24 protein-coding genes, 1 tRNA gene and 1 pseudogene are annotated in these 26,603 nt (G+C 66.6%); 9 read left to right on the top strand and 17 right to left on the bottom strand.

Features of this window, described 5'->3' with window-relative positions; genetic code table 11:
- Nucleotides 1-238: 238 nt before the first annotated feature.
- The 6 genes from LQG66_RS22245 to LQG66_RS22220 all read right to left on the bottom strand — a co-directional run bounded on the left by LQG66_RS22245 (nucleotide 239) and on the right by LQG66_RS22220 (nucleotide 8,590).
- A complete protein-coding gene (locus LQG66_RS22245; RefSeq protein WP_425601236.1) occupies nucleotides 239-1,159 on the bottom strand; it encodes an amino acid ABC transporter substrate-binding protein in 921 nt (306 codons plus the stop codon).
- Nucleotides 1,160-1,221: 62 nt separating this feature from the next.
- Nucleotides 1,222-3,834, bottom strand: a complete 2,613-nt coding sequence (locus LQG66_RS22240) for a bifunctional diguanylate cyclase/phosphodiesterase (protein WP_231317814.1) — start codon at nucleotides 3,832-3,834, stop codon at nucleotides 1,222-1,224.
- A gap of 503 nt (nucleotides 3,835-4,337) precedes the next feature.
- Nucleotides 4,338-4,413, bottom strand: a tRNA-Thr gene (locus LQG66_RS22235).
- A 157-nt stretch (nucleotides 4,414-4,570) separates the two neighbouring features.
- Nucleotides 4,571-6,490, bottom strand: a complete 1,920-nt coding sequence (locus LQG66_RS22230; protein WP_231317813.1) for a heme biosynthesis protein HemY — start codon at nucleotides 6,488-6,490, stop codon at nucleotides 4,571-4,573.
- Between the two features lie 7 nt (nucleotides 6,491-6,497).
- Nucleotides 6,498-7,802 carry a COG4223 family protein gene (locus LQG66_RS22225; protein WP_231317812.1) on the bottom strand — a complete coding sequence of 435 codons (1,305 nt, stop codon included), beginning with the start codon at nucleotides 7,800-7,802 and terminating at the stop codon, nucleotides 6,498-6,500.
- 50 nt (nucleotides 7,803-7,852) lie between these two features.
- Complete coding sequence (locus tag LQG66_RS22220) at nucleotides 7,853-8,590, bottom strand: uroporphyrinogen-III synthase (protein ID WP_231317811.1); 738 nt, start codon at nucleotides 8,588-8,590, stop codon at nucleotides 7,853-7,855.
- Between the two features lie 139 nt (nucleotides 8,591-8,729).
- On the opposite strand from LQG66_RS22220, the gene tsaD reads away from it, so the two are divergent.
- The 4 genes from tsaD (at nucleotide 8,730) to LQG66_RS22200 (ending at nucleotide 12,142) form a co-directional block, all read left to right on the top strand.
- A complete protein-coding gene (gene tsaD / locus LQG66_RS22215) occupies nucleotides 8,730-9,797 on the top strand; it encodes a tRNA (adenosine(37)-N6)-threonylcarbamoyltransferase complex transferase subunit TsaD (RefSeq protein ID WP_231327892.1) in 1,068 nt (355 codons plus the stop codon).
- Nucleotides 9,798-10,032: 235 nt separating this feature from the next.
- Nucleotides 10,033-11,013 carry an NAD(P)H-dependent glycerol-3-phosphate dehydrogenase gene (locus LQG66_RS22210; protein WP_231317810.1) on the top strand — a complete coding sequence of 327 codons (981 nt, stop codon included), beginning with the start codon at nucleotides 10,033-10,035 and terminating at the stop codon, nucleotides 11,011-11,013.
- A 331-nt stretch (nucleotides 11,014-11,344) separates the two neighbouring features.
- Nucleotides 11,345-11,758: an EVE domain-containing protein gene (locus LQG66_RS22205; RefSeq protein ID WP_231317809.1), complete on the top strand. Its 414-nt coding sequence runs from the start codon at nucleotides 11,345-11,347 to the stop codon at nucleotides 11,756-11,758.
- A gap of 168 nt (nucleotides 11,759-11,926) precedes the next feature.
- The gene (locus LQG66_RS22200) at nucleotides 11,927-12,142 is read left to right on the top strand and encodes a dodecin family protein (RefSeq protein ID WP_231317808.1); all 216 of its coding nucleotides are present in this window, start codon (nucleotides 11,927-11,929) and stop codon (nucleotides 12,140-12,142) included.
- Nucleotides 12,143-12,378: 236 nt separating this feature from the next.
- On the opposite strand, the gene LQG66_RS22195 is transcribed toward LQG66_RS22200, so the two are convergent.
- The 5 genes from LQG66_RS22195 to LQG66_RS22175 all read right to left on the bottom strand — a co-directional run bounded on the left by LQG66_RS22195 (nucleotide 12,379) and on the right by LQG66_RS22175 (nucleotide 17,865).
- Nucleotides 12,379-12,783 carry a DUF2059 domain-containing protein gene (locus LQG66_RS22195; RefSeq protein ID WP_231317807.1) on the bottom strand — a complete coding sequence of 135 codons (405 nt, stop codon included), beginning with the start codon at nucleotides 12,781-12,783 and terminating at the stop codon, nucleotides 12,379-12,381.
- 1,144 nt (nucleotides 12,784-13,927) lie between these two features.
- Nucleotides 13,928-15,430 carry an ammonium transporter gene (locus tag LQG66_RS22190; protein WP_231317806.1) on the bottom strand — a complete coding sequence of 501 codons (1,503 nt, stop codon included), beginning with the start codon at nucleotides 15,428-15,430 and terminating at the stop codon, nucleotides 13,928-13,930.
- A gap of 39 nt (nucleotides 15,431-15,469) precedes the next feature.
- Complete coding sequence (locus LQG66_RS22185; RefSeq protein ID WP_231317805.1) at nucleotides 15,470-15,808, bottom strand: P-II family nitrogen regulator; 339 nt, start codon at nucleotides 15,806-15,808, stop codon at nucleotides 15,470-15,472.
- Between the two features lie 323 nt (nucleotides 15,809-16,131).
- Nucleotides 16,132-17,442 (bottom strand): ammonium transporter, encoded by a 1,311-nt coding sequence (locus tag LQG66_RS22180; RefSeq protein ID WP_231317804.1) that lies wholly within the window; start codon nucleotides 17,440-17,442, stop codon nucleotides 16,132-16,134.
- Between the two features lie 84 nt (nucleotides 17,443-17,526).
- Nucleotides 17,527-17,865, bottom strand: coding sequence for a P-II family nitrogen regulator (locus LQG66_RS22175; protein WP_231317803.1), 339 nt, complete (start codon nucleotides 17,863-17,865; stop codon nucleotides 17,527-17,529).
- Nucleotides 17,866-18,072: 207 nt separating this feature from the next.
- On the opposite strand from LQG66_RS22175, the gene LQG66_RS22170 reads away from it, so the two are divergent.
- Nucleotides 18,073-18,948: a DUF4339 domain-containing protein gene (locus LQG66_RS22170; protein ID WP_231317802.1), complete on the top strand. Its 876-nt coding sequence runs from the start codon at nucleotides 18,073-18,075 to the stop codon at nucleotides 18,946-18,948.
- A gap of 5 nt (nucleotides 18,949-18,953) precedes the next feature.
- On the opposite strand, the gene tesB is transcribed toward LQG66_RS22170, so the two are convergent.
- Nucleotides 18,954-19,829 (bottom strand): acyl-CoA thioesterase II, encoded by an 876-nt coding sequence (tesB, locus tag LQG66_RS22165; protein WP_231317801.1) that lies wholly within the window; start codon nucleotides 19,827-19,829, stop codon nucleotides 18,954-18,956.
- A 152-nt stretch (nucleotides 19,830-19,981) separates the two neighbouring features.
- Here tesB and LQG66_RS22160 point away from each other — a divergent pair.
- Nucleotides 19,982-21,205: pseudogene (locus LQG66_RS22160) on the top strand (ubiquinone biosynthesis hydroxylase); the annotation flags it as partial.
- A 3-nt stretch (nucleotides 21,206-21,208) separates the two neighbouring features.
- Here LQG66_RS22160 and LQG66_RS22155 read toward each other — a convergent pair.
- Genes LQG66_RS22155 through LQG66_RS22145 form a run of 3 tightly spaced genes read right to left on the bottom strand, consistent with a single transcriptional unit; the run spans nucleotide 21,209 to nucleotide 22,937 of the window.
- Nucleotides 21,209-22,138, bottom strand: coding sequence for an alpha/beta hydrolase (locus LQG66_RS22155; protein ID WP_231317799.1), 930 nt, complete (start codon nucleotides 22,136-22,138; stop codon nucleotides 21,209-21,211).
- A 3-nt stretch (nucleotides 22,139-22,141) separates the two neighbouring features.
- A complete protein-coding gene (locus LQG66_RS22150; RefSeq protein ID WP_231317798.1) occupies nucleotides 22,142-22,339 on the bottom strand; it encodes a Trm112 family protein in 198 nt (65 codons plus the stop codon).
- A gap of 55 nt (nucleotides 22,340-22,394) precedes the next feature.
- Entirely contained in the window at nucleotides 22,395-22,937 is a 543-nt protein-coding gene (locus LQG66_RS22145; protein ID WP_231317797.1) for a TetR/AcrR family transcriptional regulator, read from the bottom strand.
- A gap of 89 nt (nucleotides 22,938-23,026) precedes the next feature.
- On the opposite strand from LQG66_RS22145, the gene LQG66_RS22140 reads away from it, so the two are divergent.
- The 3 genes from LQG66_RS22140 (at nucleotide 23,027) to LQG66_RS22130 (ending at nucleotide 24,843) form a co-directional block, all read left to right on the top strand.
- Entirely contained in the window at nucleotides 23,027-23,377 is a 351-nt protein-coding gene (locus LQG66_RS22140; protein ID WP_231317796.1) for a hypothetical protein, read from the top strand.
- A 277-nt stretch (nucleotides 23,378-23,654) separates the two neighbouring features.
- Entirely contained in the window at nucleotides 23,655-24,002 is a 348-nt protein-coding gene (locus LQG66_RS22135) for a cupredoxin domain-containing protein (protein WP_231317795.1), read from the top strand.
- 10 nt (nucleotides 24,003-24,012) lie between these two features.
- Nucleotides 24,013-24,843: an FTR1 family iron permease gene (locus LQG66_RS22130; RefSeq protein ID WP_231317794.1), complete on the top strand. Its 831-nt coding sequence runs from the start codon at nucleotides 24,013-24,015 to the stop codon at nucleotides 24,841-24,843.
- On the opposite strand, the gene LQG66_RS22125 is transcribed toward LQG66_RS22130, so the two are convergent.
- Both LQG66_RS22125 and trxA read right to left on the bottom strand, forming a co-directional pair.
- Nucleotides 24,844-25,518 (bottom strand): LON peptidase substrate-binding domain-containing protein, encoded by a 675-nt coding sequence (locus LQG66_RS22125; protein ID WP_231317793.1) that lies wholly within the window; start codon nucleotides 25,516-25,518, stop codon nucleotides 24,844-24,846.
- Between the two features lie 45 nt (nucleotides 25,519-25,563).
- Nucleotides 25,564-26,484 (bottom strand): thioredoxin, encoded by a 921-nt coding sequence (trxA, locus tag LQG66_RS22120; protein ID WP_231317792.1) that lies wholly within the window; start codon nucleotides 26,482-26,484, stop codon nucleotides 25,564-25,566.
- Nucleotides 26,485-26,603 lie beyond the last annotated feature (119 nt).

Raw genomic sequence — 26,603 nt, 5'->3', positions numbered from 1 at the left:
CGCATGGTCTCTGAGCGTCGAGGCATGATTTTCGCACGCGCTGCAACCCGCGCGCGAGACGTCTCGACGAGAACCTTTGGACACTTTGGTTAACGAATCGCTAACGGACCTGTCGCCAGCGTACGCTTTGCGCGGCCGACAACCGGGCTGATTCGAACTCGGGACCAAGTTAGCCCGGACCGCCGGCTGCTGCCAATGCGCCTGACGGGGTTGCCCGCGACAGATCCTCCTCGCGCGCTCATCGTGCGTTTCCCACGCGATACGCTTCGGGATCGCCACTATCGATCAGATGCTCGACCGCATGCTTGAGGGGCGCGCTCATCGGAACGTTGAGATTGACATTCTTCGGCGGAACCGGAGCCAGGAACCACTTGGCATAGATCTTCTGGATTTCTCCGCTGCGATAGACGGTCGCGACCGCATCATCGATCACCTTCTTGAAGGCCGGATCGTCGCGGCGCATCATGATGCCGTACGGCTCGATCGACAACGCCTCCTCCGACACGGTGTAGTCGCCGGACGTCGCCGACTCGGCGATCCGGCTGTAGAGCAGGATATCATCCATCACGAAAGCGTCGGCGCGATCGGATTCCAGCATCCGGAACGCCTCCCCGTTGTCCTTGGCGGCCAGAATGGTGAGATTGAGGTCGCGGCGCGCGTTGAGCTCACTGAGCTGTTTGATATTGGTGGAGCCGATGGTGGACACGGCGATCTTGCCCTTGAGGTCGTCCAGCGTCCGCAGTCCGGCTGCCGCCTTGGCCGCGAAACGATTCGCGGCCACGTAATAGGTCGTCGAGAACGCCACCACCTTTTGCCGCTCGATGTTGTTGGTGGTCGTTCCGCATTCGAGATCGATGGCCCCGCTCAAGACCGACTGGATCCGGCCCGAAGGGGTGACGGGCACGAGTTTGACGTCGAGCTTCGGCAGGCCGAGCCGCGCCTTCACCGCGTCGACGGCCAGGTCGCAGAGGTCCATGGCATAGCCTATGACCTTCTCGTTGTCGCCGTAGTAGGAGAACGGGGTCGATGATTCCCGGTGTCCCAGCGTGATGGTGCCGGTGCTCCTTATCTTTTCCAGCGTGCCGGTCAGCTCCTCGGCGATCGCTGCCTGGCTCACGATGCTCAACGCGGCCGCGGCCAGGATGATCTTGACGTGCATGTTGCAGCTCCTCATTCAGAATCGACCAGTCGTGTTTGGAGCGGATCGATCATTTCGCCCGCTCAAGCCGTGGACGCGTAGCCCGCCGATGCGCTCCGCCGATCGGGGCGGGCCGCCTGCTCCACGATCTGCGCGTACTGCTTCATCGAGGCCGGCCTTCCAATCAGGAAGCCCTGGGCGAAATCGCAGCCTGCGCAGGCGAGAACATCGAGCTGCGCCTGCGTCTCCACGCCTTCCGCGGTGACCGGAAGCTCGAGCCCGCGCGCCAGCCCGATGATGCCGCTCAGGATCGCCTTCGATTGTGCGCGGTCGAGGTTGGAAATGAAGCTGCGGTCGATCTTGATCATGTCGAAGGGGAACGCCTGCAGATAGGACATCGATGAGTAGCCGGTGCCGAAATCGTCGAGTGCGATGCGCACTCCGAGCGCCTTGAGCCTGCGCAGGATGGAGACGGCGCCGGAGAAGTCGTCGATCAGCACGCCCTCGGTGATTTCGAGCTCGAGCCGTCCCGGGCTCAATCCGCTGTCGATCAGGACCTCGTGGACGAGCCGCACGATGTCGTCGTTGCGGCACTGCACCGGCGACAGATTGACCGAGATCTTCAATTCCTTCGACCAGGATGCGGCCTCGCGGCACGCCGCGCGCAGGATCCATTCGCCCATGGCGACGATCAGCCCGCTCTCCTCGGCAAGCGGAATGAAGACGCCGGGCGGGACCAGGCCACGCCGCGGATGCTGCCAGCGGGCCAGTGCCTCGAAGCCGACGATGTCGCCGCCGACGCGCATCAGCGGCTGGTAATCGAGCCGCAGCTCGCCATTTCCAACGGCGGACTGCAGGTCGTGCTGCAATTCGCGGCGGTCGCGCAACTGCGCCGCCATATCCGGTTCGAACAAGCGGATCGCGTTGCGTCCGTCGGCCTTGGCGCGGTAGAGCGCGATGTCGGCATTGGCCAGCAGCGTGGTCGGGTCGTTTCCGTCGGCCGGCGCGCGCGCAATTCCGATGCTCAAGCCGATCCGCAGCTGCCGTCCGGCAATCTCGATGTCGCCGCCGAGGGACGTCCGCAGCTGCTCCGCCAACTCGCCGGCCGCCGCAGCCTGCGCATCGCCGAGCAGAACCACGATGAATTCGTCGCCGCCGACCCGCGCCAGGAAGGCGCCGCTCGCGACCGCCTGCAGGCGACGTGCCGCCTCGCGCAGCAGTTCGTCGCCGACGAAGTGGCCATGCAGGTCGTTGATCTCCTTGAAGCGGTCGAGATCGAGGCAGAGAATCGCGAACGTGCCGCCGGTGCGGACCGCCTCGTCGACCGTCGTCGCGAGATAGTCGGAGAACGACGCGCGGTTGTGCAGGCCGGTCAGCGCATCGTGATGCGCAATGTGAGCGATCCGTTTCTCCGTGCGCTTCTGCTCGGTGACGTCCTCTGCCGTCATCACGAAGCCGCCGCCCGGGACCGGCCTGAATACGATCACCACGGCCCGCCCATCGGAGAGTTCCGCCACGATGCTCGCCGGCTTGTCGGCCGTGACCATGGTCATCAGCCCGCCGACATAGCCATCGGAGCCGTTGTCGAGAGGGAGGCCCTGCGAAATCTGGTGGTCGAGGATCTGTCGCAGCGACGTACCAGGTCTTTTGAATTCGGCAGGGAGGTTGAACATCTCCGCGTAGCGGTCGTTGCAGACGATCAGGCGGTGATGGGCGTCGTACATGCATACGCCCTGCGACTGATTGTTCAGCGTCGCGTCGAGCTGAATGCTCTGCTTGCGGAAATATTGCACGACGACGACCCCGGTGCCGCCGATGCCGACGACGAGCACGATCGTGAGGCCGATCAGGCGCGAGGCCTCCGTCCACCAGCCGGCGAGCGCGGCGGAGACCGTCGTGCTGGTGGTCAGGTGGACGGGGAAGCCGGCAAGGCGTGCTGCCGCGATCAACCGGTCGGAGCCGTCGACAGCGTCGAGCCGTCGGGCCACGCCGGCGCCGGATCGCGTGATCTCGGCCAGCTTTCCCCCGGACAGCGAGTCGTCGGTCAGTGCGTCGACATGGGGATGGCTCGCGAGCATCACGCCGTCCTGCCGAAGCAGCGCGATCGACTCATCGGGGCCACGGAGCAGCGTCCGGTACAGCCCCTCGAAATATTCGGACTCGATCGTGCCGACCACGAGACCCAGGAATTCGCCGTCAGATCCCATGAGCTTCCGAGCAAGCGGGATCGTCGAGGCGCCGATCCGCCGGCCCTTCTCCGGCCGGCCGAGCTTCGAGCTCAAGGCCGGTTCGGCCTTGAGCGCCTGGAAATACTCGCGATCCGCGACATTGAGGGGCGGCGTGGGCCACGCCACGGACGAATTGATCACTCTGCCGTCGGCCCCGACCAGCATCACCGCCTCGATATGCGGGAAGCCGCTGATCCTGTCTTGCAGCATGAGATGGATATCGCGGCCCGCCATGGCACGCGCATAGACCTCGTCGGAAACGACCGCGAGCGTCTGCATGTGCTCGATCAGGCTCGCCTCGATCAGGTTGACGGCATCGAAGTCACGCGCCGCCTGCTTGGCCAGCACCGTCGCGGTCGACAGCAGCTGCCGCTTGCTCTCCTCGATCGCGTGATCGCGCAGGTGGGACAGGATGAGGGCGATGGTACATACGACGAGCGCAATCAGGAATGCGCCGCACAGCATCATGACGGCAACGGGCCGCGACGCGCCGGTTCGGCGGATCAGAGGCGATTGTTCCTCTCGCGCGAACCTCGCCGACAAATTTTTGAATGCCCGAGCGGTCAGAAGCATGATTCCCAGAACGGTCGATCGTTCGGGAAATCCTTGAGGTTGGCTGTTGGGGTAGAGTTAAAGGCGGTCCGTCGCCGCAGCCGGAATGCCGAATACGGTTACGTGCGTATTACGTGGCGGCGTCCAATGCCGGGAAATAGGCAACGCGGCGCAGATTTTCTCAGTAGTTCTACGGGGGGCTGCGCAACGCATGCGCGCCGGGAAAACTTCTTGGGTTTTCCGATCTGAGGCGAGCGATGAGACTGTCGGGCCGTGAGCCGAGGCCCGGGCGAGGTTGCCGTGCTGGACGATTCTGATTCCAAGAGCGCGTGCAACTTCGCATGCGCCGCGCGACGGGGTGCCGGCTGCGACGATTGCATCCGAAGGCAAATGTCGGGAGAGGACCTGGGAAGAACTGCTGGTGCCGCAAGAGGGACTCGAACCCCCGACCCCGTCATTACGAATGACGTGCTCTACCAGCTGAGCTATTGCGGCGAACCGGAACAGCGCGCGTCCGGCTCGACGCCGGACCACGCAATCGCGCTCCTGATATCGGGCGAACGGCCGGTTGGCAAGGACAACCCGGAGCGTCCAGCCCGACGGAGCGCGATTTCACCGGCCGTGCGGCCGGATCGAATGGCCGTCGCCGCCGTCAGCTGCCGAAACGCGACCAGAACCCGCGCCAGCCGCCGGCCTGGGCCTTGGGGGCGATCTGCTCGGCGAATTCGTCGCGCGGCTGCTCATCGTCGTCGACGCCTGGATCGTCCGGGGGCCGCATGATCGGGACGATCGCCGGAACAGGCCCCTCCGGCGGCCGGCCGAGATCGTTGCGGGTCCGGAACAGCGGCGTCGCTGCGGTGGCGGCCGTTTCGGCCGGCTTCGCGGCCCCCGTGTCCAGCTCGGCTTCGGTGTCCGCTTCGAGCGATTCGGGCTCGCTGGGGGCCGCGGCCTGCAGCGGTGGCGCCGGTTCGGCCGCAGGCGCGGCGGGGGTGATCACCGCCGCCTCGATCAGCCTGCCGTCCCCAGCGTTTTCAACAGCGCTATCCACCGGCTTGTCGACAGGGTTGTCCACCGCCTCTTCAACAGCCTTTTGGAGCTGTGGTTCGGGCGGGACGGCGTCGATGGAGCGCTGCGGAACATTGTCCTGCAAGGCCGGCGTGATCACGATCGCCTGGCTGGCGGCCTCGCGCGGCGGCTCGACGAGCCCTTCGGCAATGGCCGGCCGGCTCGGCGGCGCCAGCATGGCCTCGGCGAAGGCCGAGCTCTCGATCACGCTGTTGCGCTCCGACGGCAGGCTCGCGACCGGCGTCTGCCACTGGAATGCGTCGAGCCGGCCGGTGACCGGCGAGACCGGCCGCCAGTGGTCGCTGACATAGCCGTCCGCGGTCCAGGCCGGATCGTGGCGGGCACGCACCGCCCGCAAGGTCCATTCGCGCGCCTTGCCGGCGTCGCCATGCTCGGTGCGCTCCAGCTCGGCCATCAGCATCGCCACGCGCTGGGTCGGCTCATCCGTGAACGGCGCCAGCGCCTCGCGGGCCCGGCTGAACTCGGCGGCGTCGATGGCCGCGCGGGCCAGCGCCAGCGCGCCTTCGACATGCCCCGGCGTGCGGCCTGCGAGGTTCTCGATCCGCGCCAGCCGCTGCCGCGCCGAATCGCCGAGCCGCACATGGGCATAGGCGTCGGCGAGATCGGGGTGCGGGCAGGACGCCCAGGCCGCCTCGATGATCTTCATCGCGCGCCGCACCTGGTGCGCCTCGCTCTCGAATTTCGCGGCCAGCACGGCCGCCGGCACCAGCGTCGGTGCCAGCTTCACCGCCTCCATCGCGCTCGACCGCGCGAGGTCGCGGTTCTCGGTCTCCAGCGCGATGGCGCGCGCGGTCAGCAGCACGCCGCGCTGGCGCCGGTAGGTCGGCTTGTCGAGCAGGCCGGCGGTGTAGTTGCCGTCGAGGATCGCCAGCGCGCCGTTCCAGTCGCCCTGCGCGCAGCGGAAGCCGAGCACCGCATGCGAGGCCCAGGTCGCGTTGGGCGCGAGCCTGAGCGCCTCGTCGGCGATGACCACCGCAGCCATCGCGTCATCGGCGCGCTGCGCCTCGATGAACAGCCCGCGCAGTCCGAGCAGCCTCGTATCGTGACGCGCGGCCATCGCGCGGAACGCGCGCTGCGCGCCCGCGCGGTCGCCCTCGAGCTGCGCCGCCTGCGCATGCAGGAGCAGCGTCAGCGGATCGTCCCCGGCCAGCCGTTTCGCGACGTCGGCATGCTGGCGCGCCGCGGTCGAATCGCCATGGCCGATCGCGAGCAGGCCGTGGGTGATGGCGTGCCGCCCGCGCTGATGACGGCGGGCGCGGTGATGCTTGCGGATGCGGCCGGGCGCGCGCAGCAGCGCGCTGATCAGGTTCCACACCAGCACGCAGGCGGCGATGGAGAGGCCGAGCGCGAGCACGAACACCGGCAGGGTCATCGCGATCCGCCAGGGTCCCCAGTTCAGCACGACGTCGCCGGTCTGCTCGGCGACCCAGGTGGCGCCGGCGGCGGCGAGCCCGACCAGGATGAGGAAGACTACGATCCGGAACATGGGCGTCCTATTGCGCGGGTTTGGCGAGCGCGGTCATCGCATCGTCGGCGAATTTGCGGGAGGCTGACAGCGCGGCGTCGCGGGCATCGGCTCTCTCGAGCCAGTCTTTGGCCGGCGCGCGATCCTCAGGCGACAATCCCTTCAGCTCGCGCCGGGCCTCGGAGAAATCATTGCGCAGCGCGGCTGCGGTGATCCGCGCCACGACCGCGCCGCGGTCGGTGCCCACGCCGTCGGTGCGCTCGACCTTGACCAGCCGCGCGGCACCGGCCGACAGCTTGTCGACGATCGAGGTGCCCGTGATGGCGCCGTCGGCCGGCGGCGGCGTCAGCTTCGGCACGATGGTGAGGAGCTCGCGGCTGAGCGCCGCCGGGCTCGGCACGCCGGTCGCGGCAAAGCCGTCCAGCGACTTCAGCGCGCCGGCATCAGGCGCCAGCGATTTCGCCGTCGTCAGCGCCGCTCCATAGGGATCACCGTGGCGAACGGCGACATCGAGCAGCGTGGCGGCGACCACGCGCCGCAGCGGCGCATCGTCGGCGGGCTTGGCGTCCGCAATCTTACGGCTCTCCAGCGCCGCGCTCTGGCTCTTGCTGGCACGCTCCAGCGCATCGATGCGGGCGGTGAGGCCGGACAGGTCGACCGGTTCGGTTGCCGGCGCCGGCGCGCTGCCGTCGCGCGGCTGCGCCTTGACGTCGTTGAGGGCGGCCACGGTCTTGTCGGACTGCGCGCGCAAGCCGGCGACATCGCTCCGCACCGCGGCGATCGCCTTGTCGGTGGCGTCGAGCCGGCCGGTGATGGCGCTATCCGGCTTGCCGATGCGCTGCTCCAGCCCGGCGACACGGGATGTGAGGTCGTCGACGGCCGATGCCAGCGGCGGCGTGGCCGAGGGTGGCACGACCTGCGGCCAGCCGAGCATCCAGCCGACACCGATCACGAGCGCCGCCGCCGCCGCGCCGGAGAACGGTGCGATGATCCAGGGCGACACCGGCCGCGACACCGGGCGGGACGGGGGCGGCGCATCCATGCGCGGCCGCTCGGCGGCGGCGACCGTCTCATCGGCAGTCTCTCCGGCGGCCGTGACCGGGTCGGGGTCGGGCGCCGTATGGGGGTGCGATTCGTTCGCCGTATCCGACGATCCTTCGGCCATTGCAGTGGCCGGGGCGGACCACGGCGAGGCGGTCGGCCGCTCGGCTGCGCTCTCGGCGGCGGTTGGGCGCTCCTCGCGCGAGGTCGGCTCGAGATCGATGGTCGGCGGCGGCCGTTTCGGCCGCCCGGTATCGGAGGCCGGTGCAGCGGTGTCGGGTTCATCGACCATGGTGCAAGTTCCCTGGCTGAGGCAAGATTGAGCAGGCCCTCTTACGCCATTCACGACCGTAGCGCACGAGCCAGCCCCTCCAGCATGTCGTTTTCATCCGGATGCGCCGCGATTGTGACCTGGGTCGCGCCGGCTTCGCGCAGCAGCTCGGCGACATTGGCCGACATGCAGCAATGCGGCACCGCCAGCGCCGAGATTTCGACGCCGTCGGCCCGCGAGGCTGCCACGAAGGCCGCGGCACTTCGCCGCGAATAGTGCAGCACCGCGTCGATCGCGCTCGCCGCAAACGCCTCGCAGACCTGGCGCGGCAACGTCGTGACCTGCGCCATGCGATAGACTGTCTGCGTGATCACGTCGAAGCCACGTTCGGCGAGCTCGGAGGCGAGATCGCGCGAGATGTCGGCGCCGGCGAGATAGAGCAATGTCGCGCGCGCTTCAATGAGACCGGTCGCGACGCTCTCCATGATGACCGCGCGCAATGCCGCCGCGTCGCCGTCGGCAGAGATGATCTGGGTGAATTTGGCCGCGCGCGCCGCGCTCGCGGTGTGATCGCCGACCGCAAACAGCGGCCGGTCGAGCAGCGCGGAACCCGCGAGCTGCGGCGCCGCCGCACGCAGCGCGTTCGACGACGTCGCGATGACGGCTGCGGCGTCGTGGCCCGCGTCGTCAGGCAGGGCGACCGGCTCGAAGCGCAGCATCGGCGCCAGCAGCACGTCGAAGCCGCGCGCGCGCAACGCGGTCGCGGTCCGTTCATTGTCGGGGGCGGGACGGGTCACGAGCACGGCCATGTGCTATGCTCCCGTCGAATACGGATCGGCCCGGCTGCAACGGACGAAAGATTGCACCTGGCGACCTCGTGGTGTTAGGCGGTTCCGCGCACTCATAATAGCCGAAGGGTTGAGATTGGGTAACGATTCGAAAACGCTGGTGCTGGGCATCGAGACCACCTGCGACGAGACCGCCGCGGCCGTGGTCACGCGCGATTCCGACGGCAAGGGGCAGATCCTCTCCAATGTGGTGCGCTCGCAGACCGACGAGCATGCCATCTATGGCGGCGTGGTTCCCGAGATCGCGGCGCGTGCCCATGTCGACATGCTCGATCATCTCATCGACGCCGCGATGCGCGAAGCTGGCATCGACTATGCCGAGCTCGGCGGTATCGCAGCGGCGGCGGGGCCGGGCCTGATCGGCGGCGTCATCGTCGGCCTTACGACGGCAAAAGCCATTGCGATGGTGCACAACACCCCGCTGATCGCGGTCAACCATCTCGAAGCCCATGCGCTGACCCCGCGCCTCACCGATGCAATCGACTTCCCCTACTGCCTGTTCCTGGCCTCGGGCGGCCACACCCAGATCGTCGCGGTCGCCGGGGTCGGCGACTATGTGCGGCTCGGGACCACCGTCGACGACGCCATGGGCGAGGCGTTCGACAAGGTCGCCAAGATGCTGGGCCTGCCCTATCCGGGCGGCCCGCAGGTCGAGCAGGCGGCGCGCAACGGCGACACCGAGCGCTTTGCCTTTCCGCGTCCGATGCAGGGCCGCAGCGATGCCAATTTCTCGCTGTCCGGCCTGAAGACGGCCGTGCGCAACGAGATCGGCCGGCTCGATCAGATCAGCGAGCAGGACATCGCCGATCTCTGCGCCAGCTTCCAGGCGGCGGTGCTCGATTCGACCGCCGACCGGCTGCGCGTCGGCCTCGATCTGTTCAAGCAGCGCTTCGGCGCGCCGACCGCGCTGGTCGCCGCCGGCGGTGTCGCGGCGAATCAGGCGATCCGCGGTGCGCTCGATACGGTCGCGCAGAATGCCGGCACCCGGTTGATCATGCCGCCGCCGGCGCTGTGCACCGACAACGGCGCGATGATCGCGTGGGCCGGACTGGAGCGGCTGGCGCTCGGTCTCGTCGACGGCATGGACGCCGCGCCACGCGCGCGCTGGCTGCTCGATGCCAACGCCAGCGTGCCCGGCAAGTTCGCGAAGACGCGCGCGGGGTTTTGAGAGTGGGTAAGCTGTTTCCTCAATCGTCACTCGCAAGCGGGGCACTCTTCAACCTCTCCCCGCCTGCGGGGGCGCGACAAGCTTCGCTCGCGCTGAGAGGTCGGATTGCATCGCCAGATGCAATCCGGGTGAGGGGGTACAGGTCTCACCACGAACACCACCCGTGCGTGTGCCCCTCACCCCAACCCTCTCCCCGTGAAGAACGGGGAGAGGGAGCGCAGTTGAGCGTGGGGTGATGACGCGCTTCCAAACGATTTCCATCATCGGCGCCGGGGCGTGGGGCACCGCGCTCGCCGCTGTCGCCGCGCGTGCCGGCCGCGGTGTCACGCTCTATGCCCGCGACCCCGACCACGCGGCGCGCATCGCAGCCGCGCGCGAGAACCCGCGTCTGCCCGGCATTCCGCTCGCTGACAGCATCAGTATCACCGCCGACCTCGCCCAGGCCGCCCGTGCCGCCGCCGTGCTCATCGTCGTGCCCGCGCAGCATCTGCGGGGCGCCGTCATGCATCTGGCGCCGCTGCTCCCGGACGGCACGCCGGTCGTCGCCTGCGCCAAGGGCATCGAGCACGGCACCCACAAATTCATGACCGAGGTCATCGCGGAGGCCGCACCGCACGCGACGGCAGCGATCCTGTCCGGGCCGAGCTTCGCCGATGACGTCGCCCGCGGCTTGCCCACGGCGGTCACGCTCGCCGCCCAGGACGAGGCGCTGGCTGCCGATCTCGTGCAGGCTCTCGGCTCGCCGACCTTCCGGCCCTATCACTCGACCGACGTGCGCGGCGTCGAGATCGGCGGCGCCGCCAAGAACGTGCTGGCGATCGCCGCCGGCATCGTCGCCGGCCGCAAGCTCGGCGCCTCGGCGCTGGCGGCGCTCACGACGCGCGGCTTTGCCGAGCTGGTGCGGCTCGGCCGCGCCTTTGGTGCCCGCGGCGAGACCCTGACCGGCCTGTCCGGCCTCGGCGATCTGATCCTGTCCTGCGCCGGTCCGCAGTCGCGCAACTTCGCCGCCGGCCTCGCGCTCGGCCGCGGCGAGCCGCTGCCCGCCGGCAAGCTCGCCGAGGGGCAATACACCGCGCCCGTTCTGGTCGAGCTCGCTGCGTCACGCGGCGTCGAGATGCCGGTGGCGCAGGCCGTGGCCGCGATCCTGGCGGGCACAGTCACGATCGACGCCGCGATCGAGGCGCTGATGCTGCGGCCATTCAAGGCGGAGGAGTGAGGCTGCTTCGCGTGGGTATGTCGCCGGGCCTCGTGCTTCGAGACGCGCCGCAAGCGGCGCTCCCCCCATGAGGGTCTTGGATTTCGCCCAGAATTCAGACCTCGTCCTGAGGAGCGCGCCGCCGGCGCGCGTCTCGAAGGACGACCGCGGGGCGCTACCGCCTCCCTGCTCTCGTCCATATGCATTGGCCTTACGTCATGGCTGGGCAAAAGCGCGACGCGCGCGGTTTAGGATATTGACCCGGCCACTCCCGTCTTCTTTGATCCGGCCGAACCCGCCACGCGTTGCCGCGGTGGCCCGGCGTTGCCGCGATCTATAGGACTCTGCACACATGAACTACTGGCTGGTGAAATCCGAACCCTCGGTATGGTCCTGGGACCAGCAGGTGGGGAAGGGCGCGAAGGGCGAGGCCTGGACCGGTGTGCGCAACTACACGGCGCGGCAGAACCTGGTGGCGATGAAGAAGGGCGACCTTGCCTTCTACTACCATTCCAACGAGGGCAAGGAGATCGTCGGCATCGCCGAGATCATCAAGGAAGCCTATCCCGATCCGACCGACAAGACCGGCAAGTTCGTCTGCGTCGACATCAAGGCGCACAAGGCGTTCAAGACCCCGGTGACGCTCGCCGCGATCAAGGTCGACAAGACGCTGTCGGAGATGGCGCTGGTGAAGCAGTCGCGGCTCTCTGTGCAACCGGTGACGCCGGAGGAGTGGAAGTATGTCTGCAAGCTGGGCGGGGTATAGGCGCCTAAGCGCTTGTGAGACACGCAAGGCGTTAGCGCCATTCGTGGTAGCGCCGGACCTGCGGCCGTCGTGAGCAGGCTGCGTCCTTTCAGGCACCGCGCCATGGTGCTACGTTCACCTGCGGCAGGGAGCACCTGCTCCCTGTTCCATACCGAACGGGAGGACGACATGTCCGAGAGCGTCTACAAGACCATTGAACTGATCGGTACCAGCAGTGAATCCTGGGAAAGGGCGGCCGCCAACGCGGTCGAGCAGGCCGCAAAATCACTCCGAGACTTGCGCGTTGCAGAGGTCGTCAAGCTCGACATGCAATTGGACCCCAAGGGAAAAGTAGAAGCCTACCGTGCCAAGATCAACGTGTCCTTCAAGTTCGAGGGCTCGTGAGTTCACCTGGGCTCCCCTTCCGGCCAGATTGCTGAAGGAGGCCGAGCTGGCTTTGTCGCGTACGGAGATCGATCGTCAGCAGCGGACCGCGTCGTCCGCTGCTGATACTTACAACGAATTCGATCTGTTCGGACTTGAAGACCTTTCCAGGTTGGAGTGGATGCATGCCATGCGCAATTGTCCGTCGTGTTAGTTTGGCGCAGGGCGGGCCGGTGCATGACGATCGGGAATTCGGATCAGAGATCCAGACCTTTCTTCCTCAGCTCATCGACCATCTGCTTCCTGATCTCTTCGCCGAGAGCTTGACCAAATTTCTGCCCGGCAATGCTCGACTCCTGGGTGACGGACGGCAGCTTCTGCAGGACTCTTTGACCTGTCGGGCTCCTGTAGAACTCAGCCATGGTCCTGAGGTCGTCCGCCGAGAAGTTCCTGGCGTAGACGACCGCGATCGCATCCGAGAATTCGGAAACCCTGCCCTGAAAGGCCTGGGTGAACTTCGGGATCAACGCATCATATTGCAGAGCGACCTCGGCGCGCCCCTGGACGATCGTCGGTCTCAGGTTCTTCAGAACGATCGGCAACAGGGCTGTCGCCTGGTCATTCATATGCATCACGGACACCAGCTCTTTCGCAGCCGCCATGGACTCCGGTGATGTCGCTTGGGCTCTTGCCGATGGCGGCGTTGCGGCGGCAAGCCAAATGGCGGAGGCGACGACGACGTACCGACAGCGATGCTTCATCCTGATCCCCCACAGGCCGGCTGCAGCGACGATCGCAGCTGCGGTCGGGTTCCAATTCCAAGGATTAGCCGGAGCCAGCGAACAGTACTAGTGGGTTGTATTTCTGCCATTGCAATCGGACTGGCCTCCCGCGCTATTGGGCGGATCAAAGCCTGCGCTGTTGCCCGTCGGGCAGTTTCCGCATTCCCGACATGTGCCAATTGCCCGTCGTGTTAGTTTGTCGCAGGTGCGGGCGCTTGCGCCGTCGGGCAAATCACCTTCACATTTCCGCTCGTCCTGCTGCCGCATGAGGGGCGTTTCGCGACCGTCACGGATCGTTGGCAGCGGGATGCGATGGGCGTGTGTTGCCGCAGCGTAGTTCAGACTGCGCGGACGAACGGCGATGCACGTACGGTCAAGTCGCGCGGTCCTGATATCCCGATGCTGATGTCAACTCACGTTGAGGCTTCGCTTCGCGTGGGGATGGTGGCCAACAAGCCCGGCGCACCAGGGAGAACGCGAAGCAGCCGTTAAAACCGTTGCGCAGGGAGGGCCGGGCGTCTTCGGCCAGACCTGTGGTACCTGCCGCCTGCATTTTCTTCCGCAGGCGGGCCACGGGCGCGGCCAGCGCCCGGCCTTCCCTGCGCCCTCATGATGTCGAGGGCGATGAGTTCAGCACAGCTCGGGCGCGGATGCGCGGCGAGGATGACGTCGCATGCTTCCAATTTTCTCAGAGGCAACACTCACCACGCCACCCACCGCTGTCGTCCCCGCGAACGCGGGGACCCATAACCACAGGGGCCAGTTGTCTTGCGCGGGACTAGCAGCATGCCCTTTTCAGACATCACGCAGTATGGGTCCCTGCGTTCGCAGGGACGACGCCTGTTGTTTTGGCGCGCCATTGGCCTTCACGATCGATCCGTGAAGCCGTCGCAAGCAAGCCAGTCCGCCAAAAAGAAAGGGGCCCCAGCTTGCGCTGGAGCCCCTCAACGGTCAGGGCATTGCCGGGTATTTGCCCGAACCGAAGTTGCGGACCTGGTCGCTTACGACCAAGTCCCGGGAGAACTCAGTAGTTATAGGCGCGCTCGCCGTGGTCGGTGATGTCGAGACCTTCGCGCTCCTGCTCCACGGTCGGACGCAGGCCGATGATCACGTCGACGATCTTGTAGAGGATCGCCGAGCCGATGCCCGACCACAGCAGCGTGGCGAGAACGGCCTTGCCCTGTGCGATCATCTGCGCGGCGAAGTCGTAGGTACCGGCGTTGTTGCCCGTGATGTTGGTGTAGTCGGTGATGCCGACGCCACCGAGCGCGGGGTTGACCAGGATGCCGGTGCCGAGTGCGCCGATGATGCCGCCGATGCAGTGCACGCCGAACACGTCGAGCGCATCGTCATAGCCGAGCGCGTTCTTCACGGTGGAGACGAAGAACAGGCAGACCGGCGAGACGATCAGGCCGAGCACCAGCGCACCGATCGGGCCGGCATAGCCGGAGGCCGGAGTGACGGCGACGAGGCCGGCGACCGCGCCCGAGCAGATGCCGAGCAGCGAGGGCTTGCCCTTGACGGCCCATTCACACAGCAGCCAGGACAGCGCCGCACCGGCGGTGGCGACCATTGTGTTGACGAAGGCCAGCGCGGTGACGCCGTTGGCTTCCAGATTCGAACCCGCATTGAAGCCGAACCAGCCGACCCACAGCAGCGCAGCGCCGATCATGGTCATGGTCAGCGAGTGCGGAGCCATCAGGTCCTTGCCGTAACCGGTGCGCTTGCCGATCAGCACGGCGCCGACGAGGCCCGCGATGCCAGCATTGATGTGCACCACGGTGCCGCCCGCGAAGTCGAGGGCGCCGGCACCGGCGAGCCAGCCGACAGCGCCGGTGACTTCGTCGAGCTTGGCCTGGGCCGCGGTCTTGGCAGCAGCATCGGTGGCAGCCGCGAGCGCCTTGGCGGCGGCCGCGATGTCATCGGGAGCTGCGATGTACCAGACCCAGTGCGCGATCGGGAAGTAGATGAAGGTTACCCAGAGCAGGATGAACAGCATCACGGCCGAGAACTTGATGCGCTCGGCGAAGGCGCCGACGATCAGGGCCGGGGTGATCATCGCGAAGGTCATCTGGAACACGAAGTACGCGAGTTCCGGGATCACCACGCCGTTGGAGAAGGTGGCCGCGGTCGAGTTGGCGTCGACGCCGTGCATGAAGGCCTTCGAGAAACCGCCGATCCACGACGTCATGCTGCCGCCGTCGGTGAAGGCCATCGAGTAGCCGTAGAGCGTCCAGATGACGCCGACCATGGCGACGATCGCGAACACCTGGGTCAGGACCGAGGCCATGTTCTTGGTACGGACGAGGCCACCATAGAACAAAGCGAGGCCGGGGACCGACATCATCAGGACGAGGGCGCTGGACACGAGCATCCAGGCGACGTCGCCCTTGTTGGGAACGGGGGCGGCTGCGGCGGCGGCGGCAGGCGCGTCTTCAGCGAACGCCACATCGGCGAGGCCTGCGACGCAGAGCCCTGCAATTGCGAGCGTAACCCATCCCGCGCTGGTTGGACGCTTGAACGTCATTTTCTTCTACTCCGTAAGTGTTCTGGTTTGAGCGCGAAATCAAAGGGCCGCAGCGTCGGCCTCGCCGGTGCGGATACGCACGGCGTGGTCGAGGCCGATCACGAAGATCTTGCCGTCGCCGATCTGTCCGGTCTTGGCGGCCGTGGAGATCGCGTCGATGGTCTTGTCGACCTGGTCGGCGGGGATGGCGACTTCGATCTTGATCTTGGGCAGGAAGCTCACCGCATATTCGGCGCCGCGGTAGATTTCCGTATGGCCTTTCTGCCGGCCGTACCCCTTCACTTCGGTCACCGTGAGACCATGAACGCCGATGGCGGTCAGGGCGTCCCGGACTTCTTCGAGCTTGAATGGCTTAATGATCGCCATAACAATTTTCATGGGTCCTATCCCCGCTTGGGCCCGGCACGGACGTTACCGAGCGCTTCTTGTCGACTGAGGTTCACCACGCGGGAGAAATCTTCACGACGCGGGCACAGCCAGGGGCCTATAATCAAATGCCGTGCCAGACGGCTCGTGAGGGCTAACGAGCAGTGAACACGGGCCTTTTCCGCCCTGAGGGGGCCCATTCGGACCTGCGTTATTCGGTCGCGCCTAAGGAATGGGCATATCTGCGCATTTTCTGCGCATGTCAGGCTCAAGACACAATGCTGCTCACTGCAAGGGCAGAGTTGGCCGACTCAGAACAAATCAAATGGCGCCAATTACTGCAGCGCTTCGCCATGCTGGGAGATGTCGAGCCCCTCGAGTTCATGCTCGCGGGACACCCGCAGCGGCACGAAGGCGCTGACCAGCTTCAGGAGCCCCCACGTCACCCCGCCCGACCATACCAGGGTGACGGCGACACCGTAGAGCTGGGCCAGCAGCTGCTTCGGGTTGCCCTCGATCAGCCCGGCGGTGCCGCCGATCGCTGCGGTCGCGAACACGCCGGCCAGCAGGGTTCCGGTGAGGCCGCCGATGCCGTGGACGCCGAACACGTCGAGCGAGTCGTCGTAGTTGAAGCGGTGCTTCAGCGAGGTGCAGGCCCAGTAGCAGATGATCCCGGCCAGCGCGCCGATGACGAGGCCATGCCAGGGCGCGACGAAGCCGGAGGCCGGGGTGATGGTGCCGAGGCCGGCGACGGCGCCGGAGATCATGCCGAGCACCGACGGCTTGCGGCGGGTCGACCATTCCAGCGCGCCCCAGGTGATCGCGCCGGCGCAGGCCGCCAGATGCGTGGTCAGGATCGCCATGACGGCGTGCGCGTTGGCGCCGAGCGCCGAGCCGCCGTTGAAGCCGAACCAGCCGACCCAGAGCAGGCCGGTGCCGACCACGGCGAGCGACAGGTCGAATGGCGAGAGATTCTCGCTGCCGTAGCCCTGGCGGCGGCCCATCACCAGCGCCGCGACCAGCCCGCCGGTGCCGGCGGACAGGTGCACCACCAGGCCGCCGGCGAAGTCGACGACGCCGATCTGGGCGAGGAAACCGCCGCCCCAGATCCAATGCGCGAGCGGAACGTAGACGAAGATGAACCAGGCGATGCCGAACAGCAGATAGGCCGAGAAGCGCATGCGGTCGGCCACCGACCCCGCCACCAGCGCCACCGTGATGATCGCGAATGTCATCTGGTAAAGCATGAACAGGGCTTCCGGGATGGTCCTGGCGCCCGGATGGACGCTGTCCATGCCCATGCCGGCGAGGAAAGCGCGGTCGAGCGAGCCGATCCAGGTGCCGTCGCCGACGAAGGCGAGCGAATAGCCGAACGCGACCCACAGGATCGAGATGATCATGACCGCGGAAAGGCTTTGGGCCATGGTCGCCAGCACGTTCTTCTTGCGCACCATGCCCGAGTAGAACAGCGCCAGTCCCGGGATCGTCATCATCAGCACCAGCGCGGTGGCGACGATCATCCAGGCGGTGTCGGCCGGATCGATGGTGGATGGCGTTGCGGCCAGTGCTGGTGTGGTGAAGGCGACAGCGGCCGTTGCAACGAGTGCAGCAGGCGCGCGCAGGCAACGAGACGCGCAGGTCCCCATGACAGTCCCCCCGGCATGTCAGATCAGATCAGGAATTTTCGTCCGCCCGCGTCGTTGCGGCCGGCTTGCAGCGATCGGGTCGGCTTAGAGAGCGTCGCTGTCGGTCTCGCCGGTACGGATGCGGCGGGCGTGATCGATCGGCGTCACGAAGATCTTGCCGTCGCCGATCTGGCCGGTGCGCGCATGCGTGGTGATGACCTCGACCGCCTTGTCGGCGATGTCGGAATTCACCGCGATCTCGATGCGCAGCTTGGGCAGGAAATTCACGATGTATTCCGCCCCCCGGTAGATCTCGGTGTGGCCCTTCTGGCGGCCGTAGCCCTTGACCTCGGTGACGGTCATGCCATGGACGCCAATCGCGGTGAGGCCCTGGCGTACCTCGTCGAGCTTGAAGGGTTTGATGATCGCGACGACGAGCTTCATGGTCGGGCCTTGGGTTCCTCGGATCTCGGAAGCCTGTTTCGGAGGCAGGCATCGGACGGCCATTTTGGCCTGTTCATAGGCAAATGGCACAAATTCAGCGCAGCGTTAAGCGAAAACGTCAGGAGTGATCGATATCACTGAACGCAAGACGACATCGCCCGACAGAATGAAGAGATTTCACCCCGCCTTTCCATTCAAGGACACATTATGTCGAATCGTTCCTGGTATTACGCGGCACAAGGTCAGCAACAGGGGCCCGTCTCGGAAAGCGAACTGCGCGACCTGATCGCGCGGGGCGCGTTGACCGCGGAAACGCTGGTCTGGAGCGATGGCATGGCCGGCTGGGAGAAGGCCGGACGCATCCCCGGGCTGCTATCGGACGTGCCCAGCATCTCCCCGGCCGGTCCGCCCGCGTTCGAGGCCGGCCCGTCCGAGCCGGGCGGCGCGCTCTCGGCCAGGCTCGACACCTGGCCTTATTTCGGCTGGGCCCTGTTGTACGTCGTGGGCCAGCTCGTGATCGTTCTCACGCCGTGGACCGCGGTCTACCTCTATCGCTACGTGATCGAGCGGATCCGGGTGCCCGGCCGGCCGAACCTGAGCTTCACCGGGCAGCCGCTCGACATCTGGTACGTCTTCATCGGCATGGGCGTCCTGACCTATGTCGGCATGAGCGACCGGCCCTTCGTGCAGCTCATCGCCCTGGTCGGCGAGGCATTCCTGGGCTGGATGATCCTGCGCTGGGTGCTGAGCAGGATCGCCTCGAATGGCGAGCCGCTGCCGATCCGCTTCGAAGGCAGCCCCGTGGTCTATTTCGGCTGGTACCTGCTGACGCTCGTGTCCGCGATCACCATCATCGGCTGGGCCTGGGTGTTGACGGCCTGGATGCGCTGGGTCTGCCGCAACATCCAGGGCACGCGGCGCGAGGTCGTGTTCAACGCCTCGGGCCTCCAGGTGCTGTGGCGCACCCTGCTGTTCGGGTTCGGCTGCGCGTTCATCATTCCGATCCCGTGGCTGCTGCGCTGGTACAGCACCTGGTACGTGTCGCAGTTCGCGCTGGTCGAGCGGGGCACGCGGCCGATGTGATGTGGCTAGGACCGCCGCTCGCGGATCGAGCCCTCCTGGGCCACCGACGCGACCAGCGTGCCGTCCGTCGTGAAGATCGAGCCGCGGGTCAGCCCGCGGCCGCCCTGCGCGCTCGGCGAATCCTGCGCGTAGAGCAACCATTCGTCGGCGCGGAACGGCCGGTGAAACCACATCGCGTGGTCGAGCGAGGCCGGCATCATGCGCTTGTCGAACAGCGTGCGGCCGTAGCGCGCCATCGCCGCATCGAGCAGCGAGAAATCCGACGCATAGGCCAGCGCGCACAAATGCAGCGTCGGGTCGTCCGGCAGCTTGGCCGCCGTCCTGATCCAGACGTGGATGCGGCCGTCCTCGATCTTCTTGCCGAAATAGCGGTCGAGCTCGACCGGACGCAACTCGATCGGCCGATCCGATTCATAATAGCGGCGGATGAAGTCCGGCATCTGCCGGAACATCTCCTGGAACATCGGCTGCTTGGAGATCTCCTCCGCCGTCAGCTTCTCCGGCGGCGGCACCTCCGGCATCTTGTCCTGATGATTGAACGCGCTCGCCTCGTCGCTGTGGAACGACACCATGATCGAGAAGATCGCGTTGCCGTGCTGGATCGCGGTCACGCGCCGGGTCGCGTAGCTCTTGCCGTCGCGCAGCCGCTCGACCTCGTAGATGATCGGCACCTGCGGATCGCCCGGCAGGATGAAATAGCAGTGCAGCGAATGCGGCAGCCGCCCCTCGACGGTGCGGCAGGCCGCCATCATCGCCTGGCCGATCACCTGGCCGCCGAACACGCGCTGCCAGCTGGTCTTCGGGCTGTTGCCGCGGAACAGGTTCACCTCGATCGGCTCGAGGTCGAGAATCGAGATCAGGTCGATCAGTCCCTTGGACATGGCGTGGTGCTTTCGCTGGCTCGGCCGTCGGCTCCGGCCCCGTTATGGCGGGATCAGGCATCCGGAATTGATGGCCTTGGGTGGCGACCCTTGGTTCACGCCCCTGTTTCGCCCAGCTATAATCCGCCCGCAAGAGTAACCGTAGGCAGGTTGGCATGACCACACAGCGAAGCATTGTCATCGGCGGCGGCGCGTTTGCCGGCCTGGCTCTGGCGTTGGCGCTCCGGCAGGGGCTGGGCGCTGACGTGCCCGTGATCGTGGCCGATCCGGCGCTGGCGAACCGGCCGAGCCGCGATCCGCGCGCCAGCGCCATCGTCGCGGCCTGCCGCAAGCTGTTCGATGCGATCGGGGTCTGGGCCGACGTCGCGCCCGACGCGCAGCCGATCCTCGACATGGTCATCACCGATTCCAAGCTGGACGATGCGACGCGCCCGGCGTTCCTGACCTTCGCGGGGCAGGTCGAGGCCGGTGAGCCGTTCGCCCATATGGTCGAGAATCGGCTCCTGATCGATGCACTGGTCCGGCACGCCGAGGCGGCGGGAATCGAGCTGAAGGCGACGGCAGTGACGGGCTTCGAGACCCGCAGCGACGCCATCGCGGTGACCTTGGCCGATGGCGGACGGTGTGAGGCCAGCTTGCTGGTCGCAGCCGACGGCGCGCGCTCGAAGCTGCGTGAGCGGGCCGGCATTCCGACCCATGGCTGGGACTATAACCAGTCCGGCATCGTCGTCACCGTCGGTCACGAGCGCGACCATGGCGGCCGCGCCGAGGAGCATTTCCTTCCGTCCGGCCCGTTCGCAATGCTGCCGCTGACCGGCAAACGCTCCTCGCTGGTGTGGACCGAGCGGCGCGCGGAGGCGAAGCGTCTCGTCGCGCTGAATGCCGACGAATTCCATGCCGAGCTGGAAAGGCGCGCCGGCCTGCATCTCGGTGAGCTCAAGGTGCTCGATCAGCCGCGCGCGTTTCCGCTGTCCTATTTCGTCGCGCGATCCTTCATTGCGCCGCGGCTGGCGCTGGTCGGCGATGCGGCCCATGTGATCCACCCCATCGCGGGCCAGGGGCTGAACATGGGGCTGAAGGACGTCGCCGCGCTGGCCGAGGTCGTCGTCGACGCCGCACGCATGGGGATTGATCCGGGCCAGGTCGACGTATTGGAGCGCTATCAGCGCTGGCGGCGCTTCGACACCATGGCGATGGGCGTCGCGACCAATTCGCTGAACTTCCTGTTCTCGAACAAGTCGTCGTTGTTGCGCGTGGTGCGCGACATCGGGCTCGGCATCGTCGATCGTGCGCCGCCGCTGAAGGAGCTGTTCATCCGTCAGGCCGCGGGTCTCACCGGCGAGATTCCGCGTCTGCTGAAGGGGGAATCCTTGTAGGCGTCAGCGGACGCCTGCGGCCGTGATGAAGCCCGCGACCGCCTCGACCATGTCGAGGTCGAGCGGGCGGTCCGGATCGTTGTAGGACGACAGGTTCTCGTCCTCGTTGCCGACGTCGACCAGCACGTGGTTCATGTCCGGCAGCCACAGCGTCTTGGCCGCCGGGGCGGCAGCGGCGAGCGCGACCATGTCGAGCCGCGCGATCTGGACGTCGCGGGCCCCGCCGATGATGAGGATCGGGATCGTGATCTGCTTGAGCGGGTCGATCGGGTCCTCGGTGAAGGCGGAGGCGATGCCGGGCTGCAGCGCCGGCGGGATCTGCAGCTCCGGCGGCGCGGGATCGACGATCTGCCCGGCCATCATGGCGTCGATCGCCTTGGCGACCGGCTCCATCCTCGCGGCCGGCAGCTTCTTCTCGAGCTGCGCCTTGAGCAGGTCGCCCTGCCGCCGCGCCGACGCCGCGAGCAGCACCAGGCGGTCGACGGGCGTGCGCCGCGCGGCGAGGATCGCGACCAGGCCGCCCTCGCTATGGCCGACCAGCACGATGCGGGCGAACTTGCCGCGCAGGGAGTCGACCAGGGACGCTGCGTCGTCGACATAGTCCTTGAAGCGGAAGTCCTCCGGCCTGCCGAATTCCGCCTTCCAGCCGCGCGCCCCACGCTTGTCGTAGCGCAGGCTGGCGATGCCCCGGGATGCGAGCTGCTCGGCGAGCTTCTTCAATGTCGCAGGCTTGAGCTGCGGGCCGTTGCCGTCACGGTCGGTCGAGCCGGACCCCGCGATCAGCAGCGCCACGGGCGGCTTCTCGGCGCCGGCGGGGATCGTCATGATGGCGTCGATCGCACCGATGCGGACGGCGCTCTCCTCGGCCACCGCGGCCGATACGACGACCGCCAGGGCCAATGCGAGCGCGCAACGGATCGAGGCGGGGCGCATCGGTCAGTCGATCTTCCGTGCTTCCTCGGGCAGCATGATCGGAATGCCGTCACGGATCGGGTAGGCGAGCTTCGCCGCGCGCGAGATCAGCTCCTGCTTCGCGGCGTCGTACTCCAGCGCGCCCTTGGTCATCGGGCACACCAGGATTTCGAGCAGCTTGGGATCGACGGAATTGGCGGGGCGTTCGAGCGGGGCGTTCATGGCAAGGATCTCCGGCGGCCGCTCTCTAGCACATCGGCGGCGGGGCTGTCCTCACTCAAGGCTCGTGCCGGGCGATCCGGACCAGTTCGTCGATCACGGCATCCTGCTGCGCCGGCGGCAGCGGCCGGTCGGACAGCGCGTGGCCGAGAAAGGCCCAATACAGCACCTGCGCCCGTGCCTGCGCGACCGCCGGCGGCAGGCCGTCGGTCACGAGCAGGCTCTCGACATAGCCGAGCCGGCGCCTGTCGATCGCCTGAACGGCCTGGCGGGCGGCCGGTTCGGACGCCGCCCAGCTGCGGACGGCCCGTTCCAAAGTGAGCCTGATCGAGAAGGTGCGCCGGAGCAGGACGGCGATCGCCGGGTCGGCGCCCGCGCTTGCCTCCACGCCGGTGATGATCTGCTCGGCGGCAATCTCGCGCCAATGCTTCAGGAGCTCGGAATGGAATGCCGCCACGTCGGCGAAGTGCCAGTAGAAGCTGCCGCGGGACACGCCCATCGCTTTTGCCAGCGGCTCGGCCTTGAGGGCGGTGAAGCCCTTCCCCGCCAGCACCTTGAGACCCTGGTCCAGCCAATCCTTCGCCGAGAGCTGCTCGTTCATGTCGCCACCGTCCATGCCACCATACACAACTGTATTGACGCGCGCCAGCGCCGGATGCATGCTCCATACATGACTGTATGGAGGCGATGATGCGGGATATGCTGTTGCAGGGTGCCGGGCTGGTTGCGGTCGCGGCCGCGCTGATCCACGGCGTTCTGGGTGAGGCTGTCGTATTCAAGCGCGCCACCATTTCCCCGGCGCGGCTGCGGACGCTGCTGCGTCTGGTCTGGCAGGCCGGAACGGTGGCATGGATCGGCTGCGGCGTGCTGCTCGCGGCTGCGCCCTGGATGGACTCCGAGCCGGCGCGGCATTGGACCGTGATCACGGTGGTCATCGTGTTCGTCTTCGCCGCAGGCGCCAATGCGCTGGCGACACATGCGCGTCACTTCGGCTGGGTCATGCTGGCCAGCGTCGTGGTGCTTGCCGCTGCGGGCTATTGACGCCCCCTCGTCGGGATGGTGGCGACAACGAGGCGCCGGGCAGGCGCTGCGATTCATCGCAACGGTCGACGGTAGTTCGGCCGTACTCCACTCACTGCGATGCCACTGCCCCGACACATTCGCCTAGAATGGTTCAAGCTTAGAAAGAGTCTCTTTGCAGACCCGGCGGCGAGCCGCTTAGCTGTTCGCCGTCGCGTACGGATGCCTCGGCGTCGACATCGATGCGGAGGCACAACCGTTCTCCGATTTGCTTGTCTGAATACGAGAGGACTGATCGATGTTGGTCGACGTGGTGCGGAAGTTGGTCGTTGTGGGAGGGGGCGTCGGCATGCTGCTGATGGCGACGCAAGTGCAGGCCGAGGGGGTGAACGAGATCTGCCTGACCTATGCGAACGGGCAGTTCGAGCCCAAGGAGCCCACCGTGCACGCCGACGCGCCGCTGACCATCCGCGTCAAGAACATGGAAGCCAAGGCGATGGAGTTCGAGAGTGCGACGCTCAAGGTCGAGAAGGTGATCGCGGCCAACAGCGAGGCCGTCCTCAATGTCCGTGCGATGAAGTCGGGACGCTACGAATTCTACAACGACTTCAACGAAAAAGCGCGCGGCTTCATCAACGTTCAATAGGTCGTTTCACATGCTTGCCGCGCTCATCATCGTCTTTCGTGAGGTGTTCGAGGCCGGGCTGATCGTCGGCATCGTGCTCGCCGTCACCAGCGCCGTGCCGTATCGGCTGCGCTGGATCGCCGGCGGGCTGTTTGCGGGCCTGTTCGGCGCCTGCGTCGTCGCGTCCTTCGCGGGCGCGTTGACCCAGTTGTTCGAGGGCATGGGGCAGGAGCTGTTCAACGCGGCGATCCTGTCGACGGCCGTGATCATGCTGACCTGGCACAACGTATGGATGGCCCGTCACGGCCGGGAGATGGCCCATGAGTTGCGGACCGTTGGCCAGGCGGTCGCCGAGGGTGCCAAGCCCATGGTCGCGCTCGCGATGGTGATCGCGATTGCGGTGCTGCGCGAAGGCAGCGAAGTTGCGCTGTTTCTCTACGGGGTGGCGGCCTCCGGCGACGGCACCGGCGGTGCGCTGCTGGGCGGAGGCGTCCTCGGCATGCTGCTCGGTGTTGCCGTCTGCCTCGCAACCTATCTCGGTCTGATGCGGATTCCGCCCCGCGCCCTGTTCAGGACCACCACCGTTCTGATCACATTGCTCGCGGCCGGAATGGCCGCCCAGGCGGTGTTCTTCCTGGCCCGCGCCAACTGGCTGACGTCGTTCGATCAGGTGGTCTGGGATTCGAGTGCGGTTCTGCCGGAGGCTGGCCTCGCCGGACGGACGCTGAAGGCGCTGATCGGCTACACTGACCAGCCGACCGGCATGCAGCTCGCGGTGTATGTCGGCGTCATCCTGGCGACCGTCGCACTGATGCGACTGACTGCGATGCCGCAGTCTTCGCGCGCCGTCGCTGCCGAATGATCACTGCAGCGGCGGATCGCCCGAGGTCCGCTTCTTGGCGAGATCCATCTCGGTGACGGCGATGAGGATCTCGGCACGGGTCTTCAGATCCGGCGCCTCGAGCATCGCCTGCTTCTCCGCCGGCCCGTAAGGCGACATCATCGCCAGCGCGTTGACCAGCGCCTCGTTCGGCGCGGCCTCGATGCCGGCCCAGTCGACCTTGAGATTGTTGGCCTTGAGGAAATCGGTCAGCACCGCCAGCAGAGCGTCGCGATCGACGGCATCCTCGCCCTTGCGGGCGGTGAAGTCGTCGAGGAACGGGAAATAGTCGACCTTGCACTGACGGTAGGCCGTCAGCACCGTCATTTCCTCGACCACCTTGAAACGGGACACGCCGGTGAGCTCGAGGATGTAGCGGCCATCGCCCGACTCGGCGAGCTGGGTGATGCGGCCGACGCAGCCGACCTTGAACAGCACCGGACGTTCCTCGCTCGAGGAATGCGTGACGTCGGGCTGGATCATTCCGATCAGCCGATGTCCGTCGCGGAACGCGTCATCGATCATCGCGAGGTAGCGCGGCTCGAAGATGTTGAGCGGCATTTGGCCGCGCGGCAGCAACAGCGCTCCGGCCAGCGGAAACACCGGGACGATCTCCGGCAGCTCGGCGGGACCACGATATTCGGCATTGATCGGCATGCGATACCTCGTGTCCGCCGAAGCGCGCGCTGCGCCGGGGCCGGGTTACGAAAACAGGATCGTCGACAAGCGTTTGCGGCCTTCGATGGTGGCCTCATCGGCGCCGCCCCAGGCTTCGAAGAACTGCACGAGCTGCTTGCGCGCGCCATCCTCGTTCCATTTACGATCACGCTTGATGATATCGAGCAACTGGTCGGTGGCTTCCTTGCGCTTGCCCGCGGCGTTCAGCGCGGTGGCCAGATCAAAACGCGCCTGATGGTCGAGCGGATTGGCGGCGACCTTCTGTTCGAGCTCGCCGATTGGCCCCAGCGACTGTGCCTGCTCGGCCAGATCGATCGCGACCTGCACCGCGGAGACCGCCGAATCGTTGCGCTTGGCTTCGGGCACCATGGCGAGCGTCTGCTTGGCGTCCTCGATCGCACCGAGTTCGACCTGGCATTTGGCCAGCCCGGCGATCGCCACAATGTTGGTGGCGTCGATCGCGAGCACTTCGGCATAGATTTCTGCAGCGCCGGCGGCGTCGCCTTCGGCCAGGACCGCTTCGGCTTCCTTGATGATCTCGGCGATATCGGGCTCGCCGGCTCCGGGGACGCCCTTGGTCAGCTTCTCGATGAAGGCAGTGATCTGGCTCTCCGGGACGGCGCCCATGAAGCCGTCAGCCGGCCGGCCGCCGACGAAGGCGATCACGGCCGGGATCGACTGGATGCCCATCTGGCCGGGGATGGCCGGATGCTCGTCGATGTTCATCTTGACCAGCTTGACCTTGCCCTTGGCGGCCTTGACGGCCTTTTCCAAGATCGGGGTCAGCTGTTTGCATGGTCCGCACCACGGCGCCCAGAAGTCGATCAGGACCGGCTGGCGCTTCGATTCCTCGATGACGTCCTTCACGAAGGTCTGGGTCGTGGTGTCCTTGATCAGATCCGGCACCTGCGGCGCCGCTCCGCCGCCCTGCTCAACAATGGTCACGGGGATCCTCGTCCGAAAAAGCTGGAATTGGCGGCGGGCCGGAACCCGGCCGCCGTCGCGCCTCAATACACGGTTTCTTTGACTCTAAGTGGCGGTCCCTGGGGAAATTTCAATCGCTT

It is taken from the genome of Bradyrhizobium ontarionense, from assembly GCF_021088345.1.
In the GTDB taxonomy this organism is placed as follows: Bacteria; Pseudomonadota; Alphaproteobacteria; order Rhizobiales; family Xanthobacteraceae; genus Bradyrhizobium; species Bradyrhizobium ontarionense.
The sequence above is the reverse complement of the archived record's forward strand: the minus strand, read 5'-3'. Positions and strand labels throughout refer to the sequence as shown.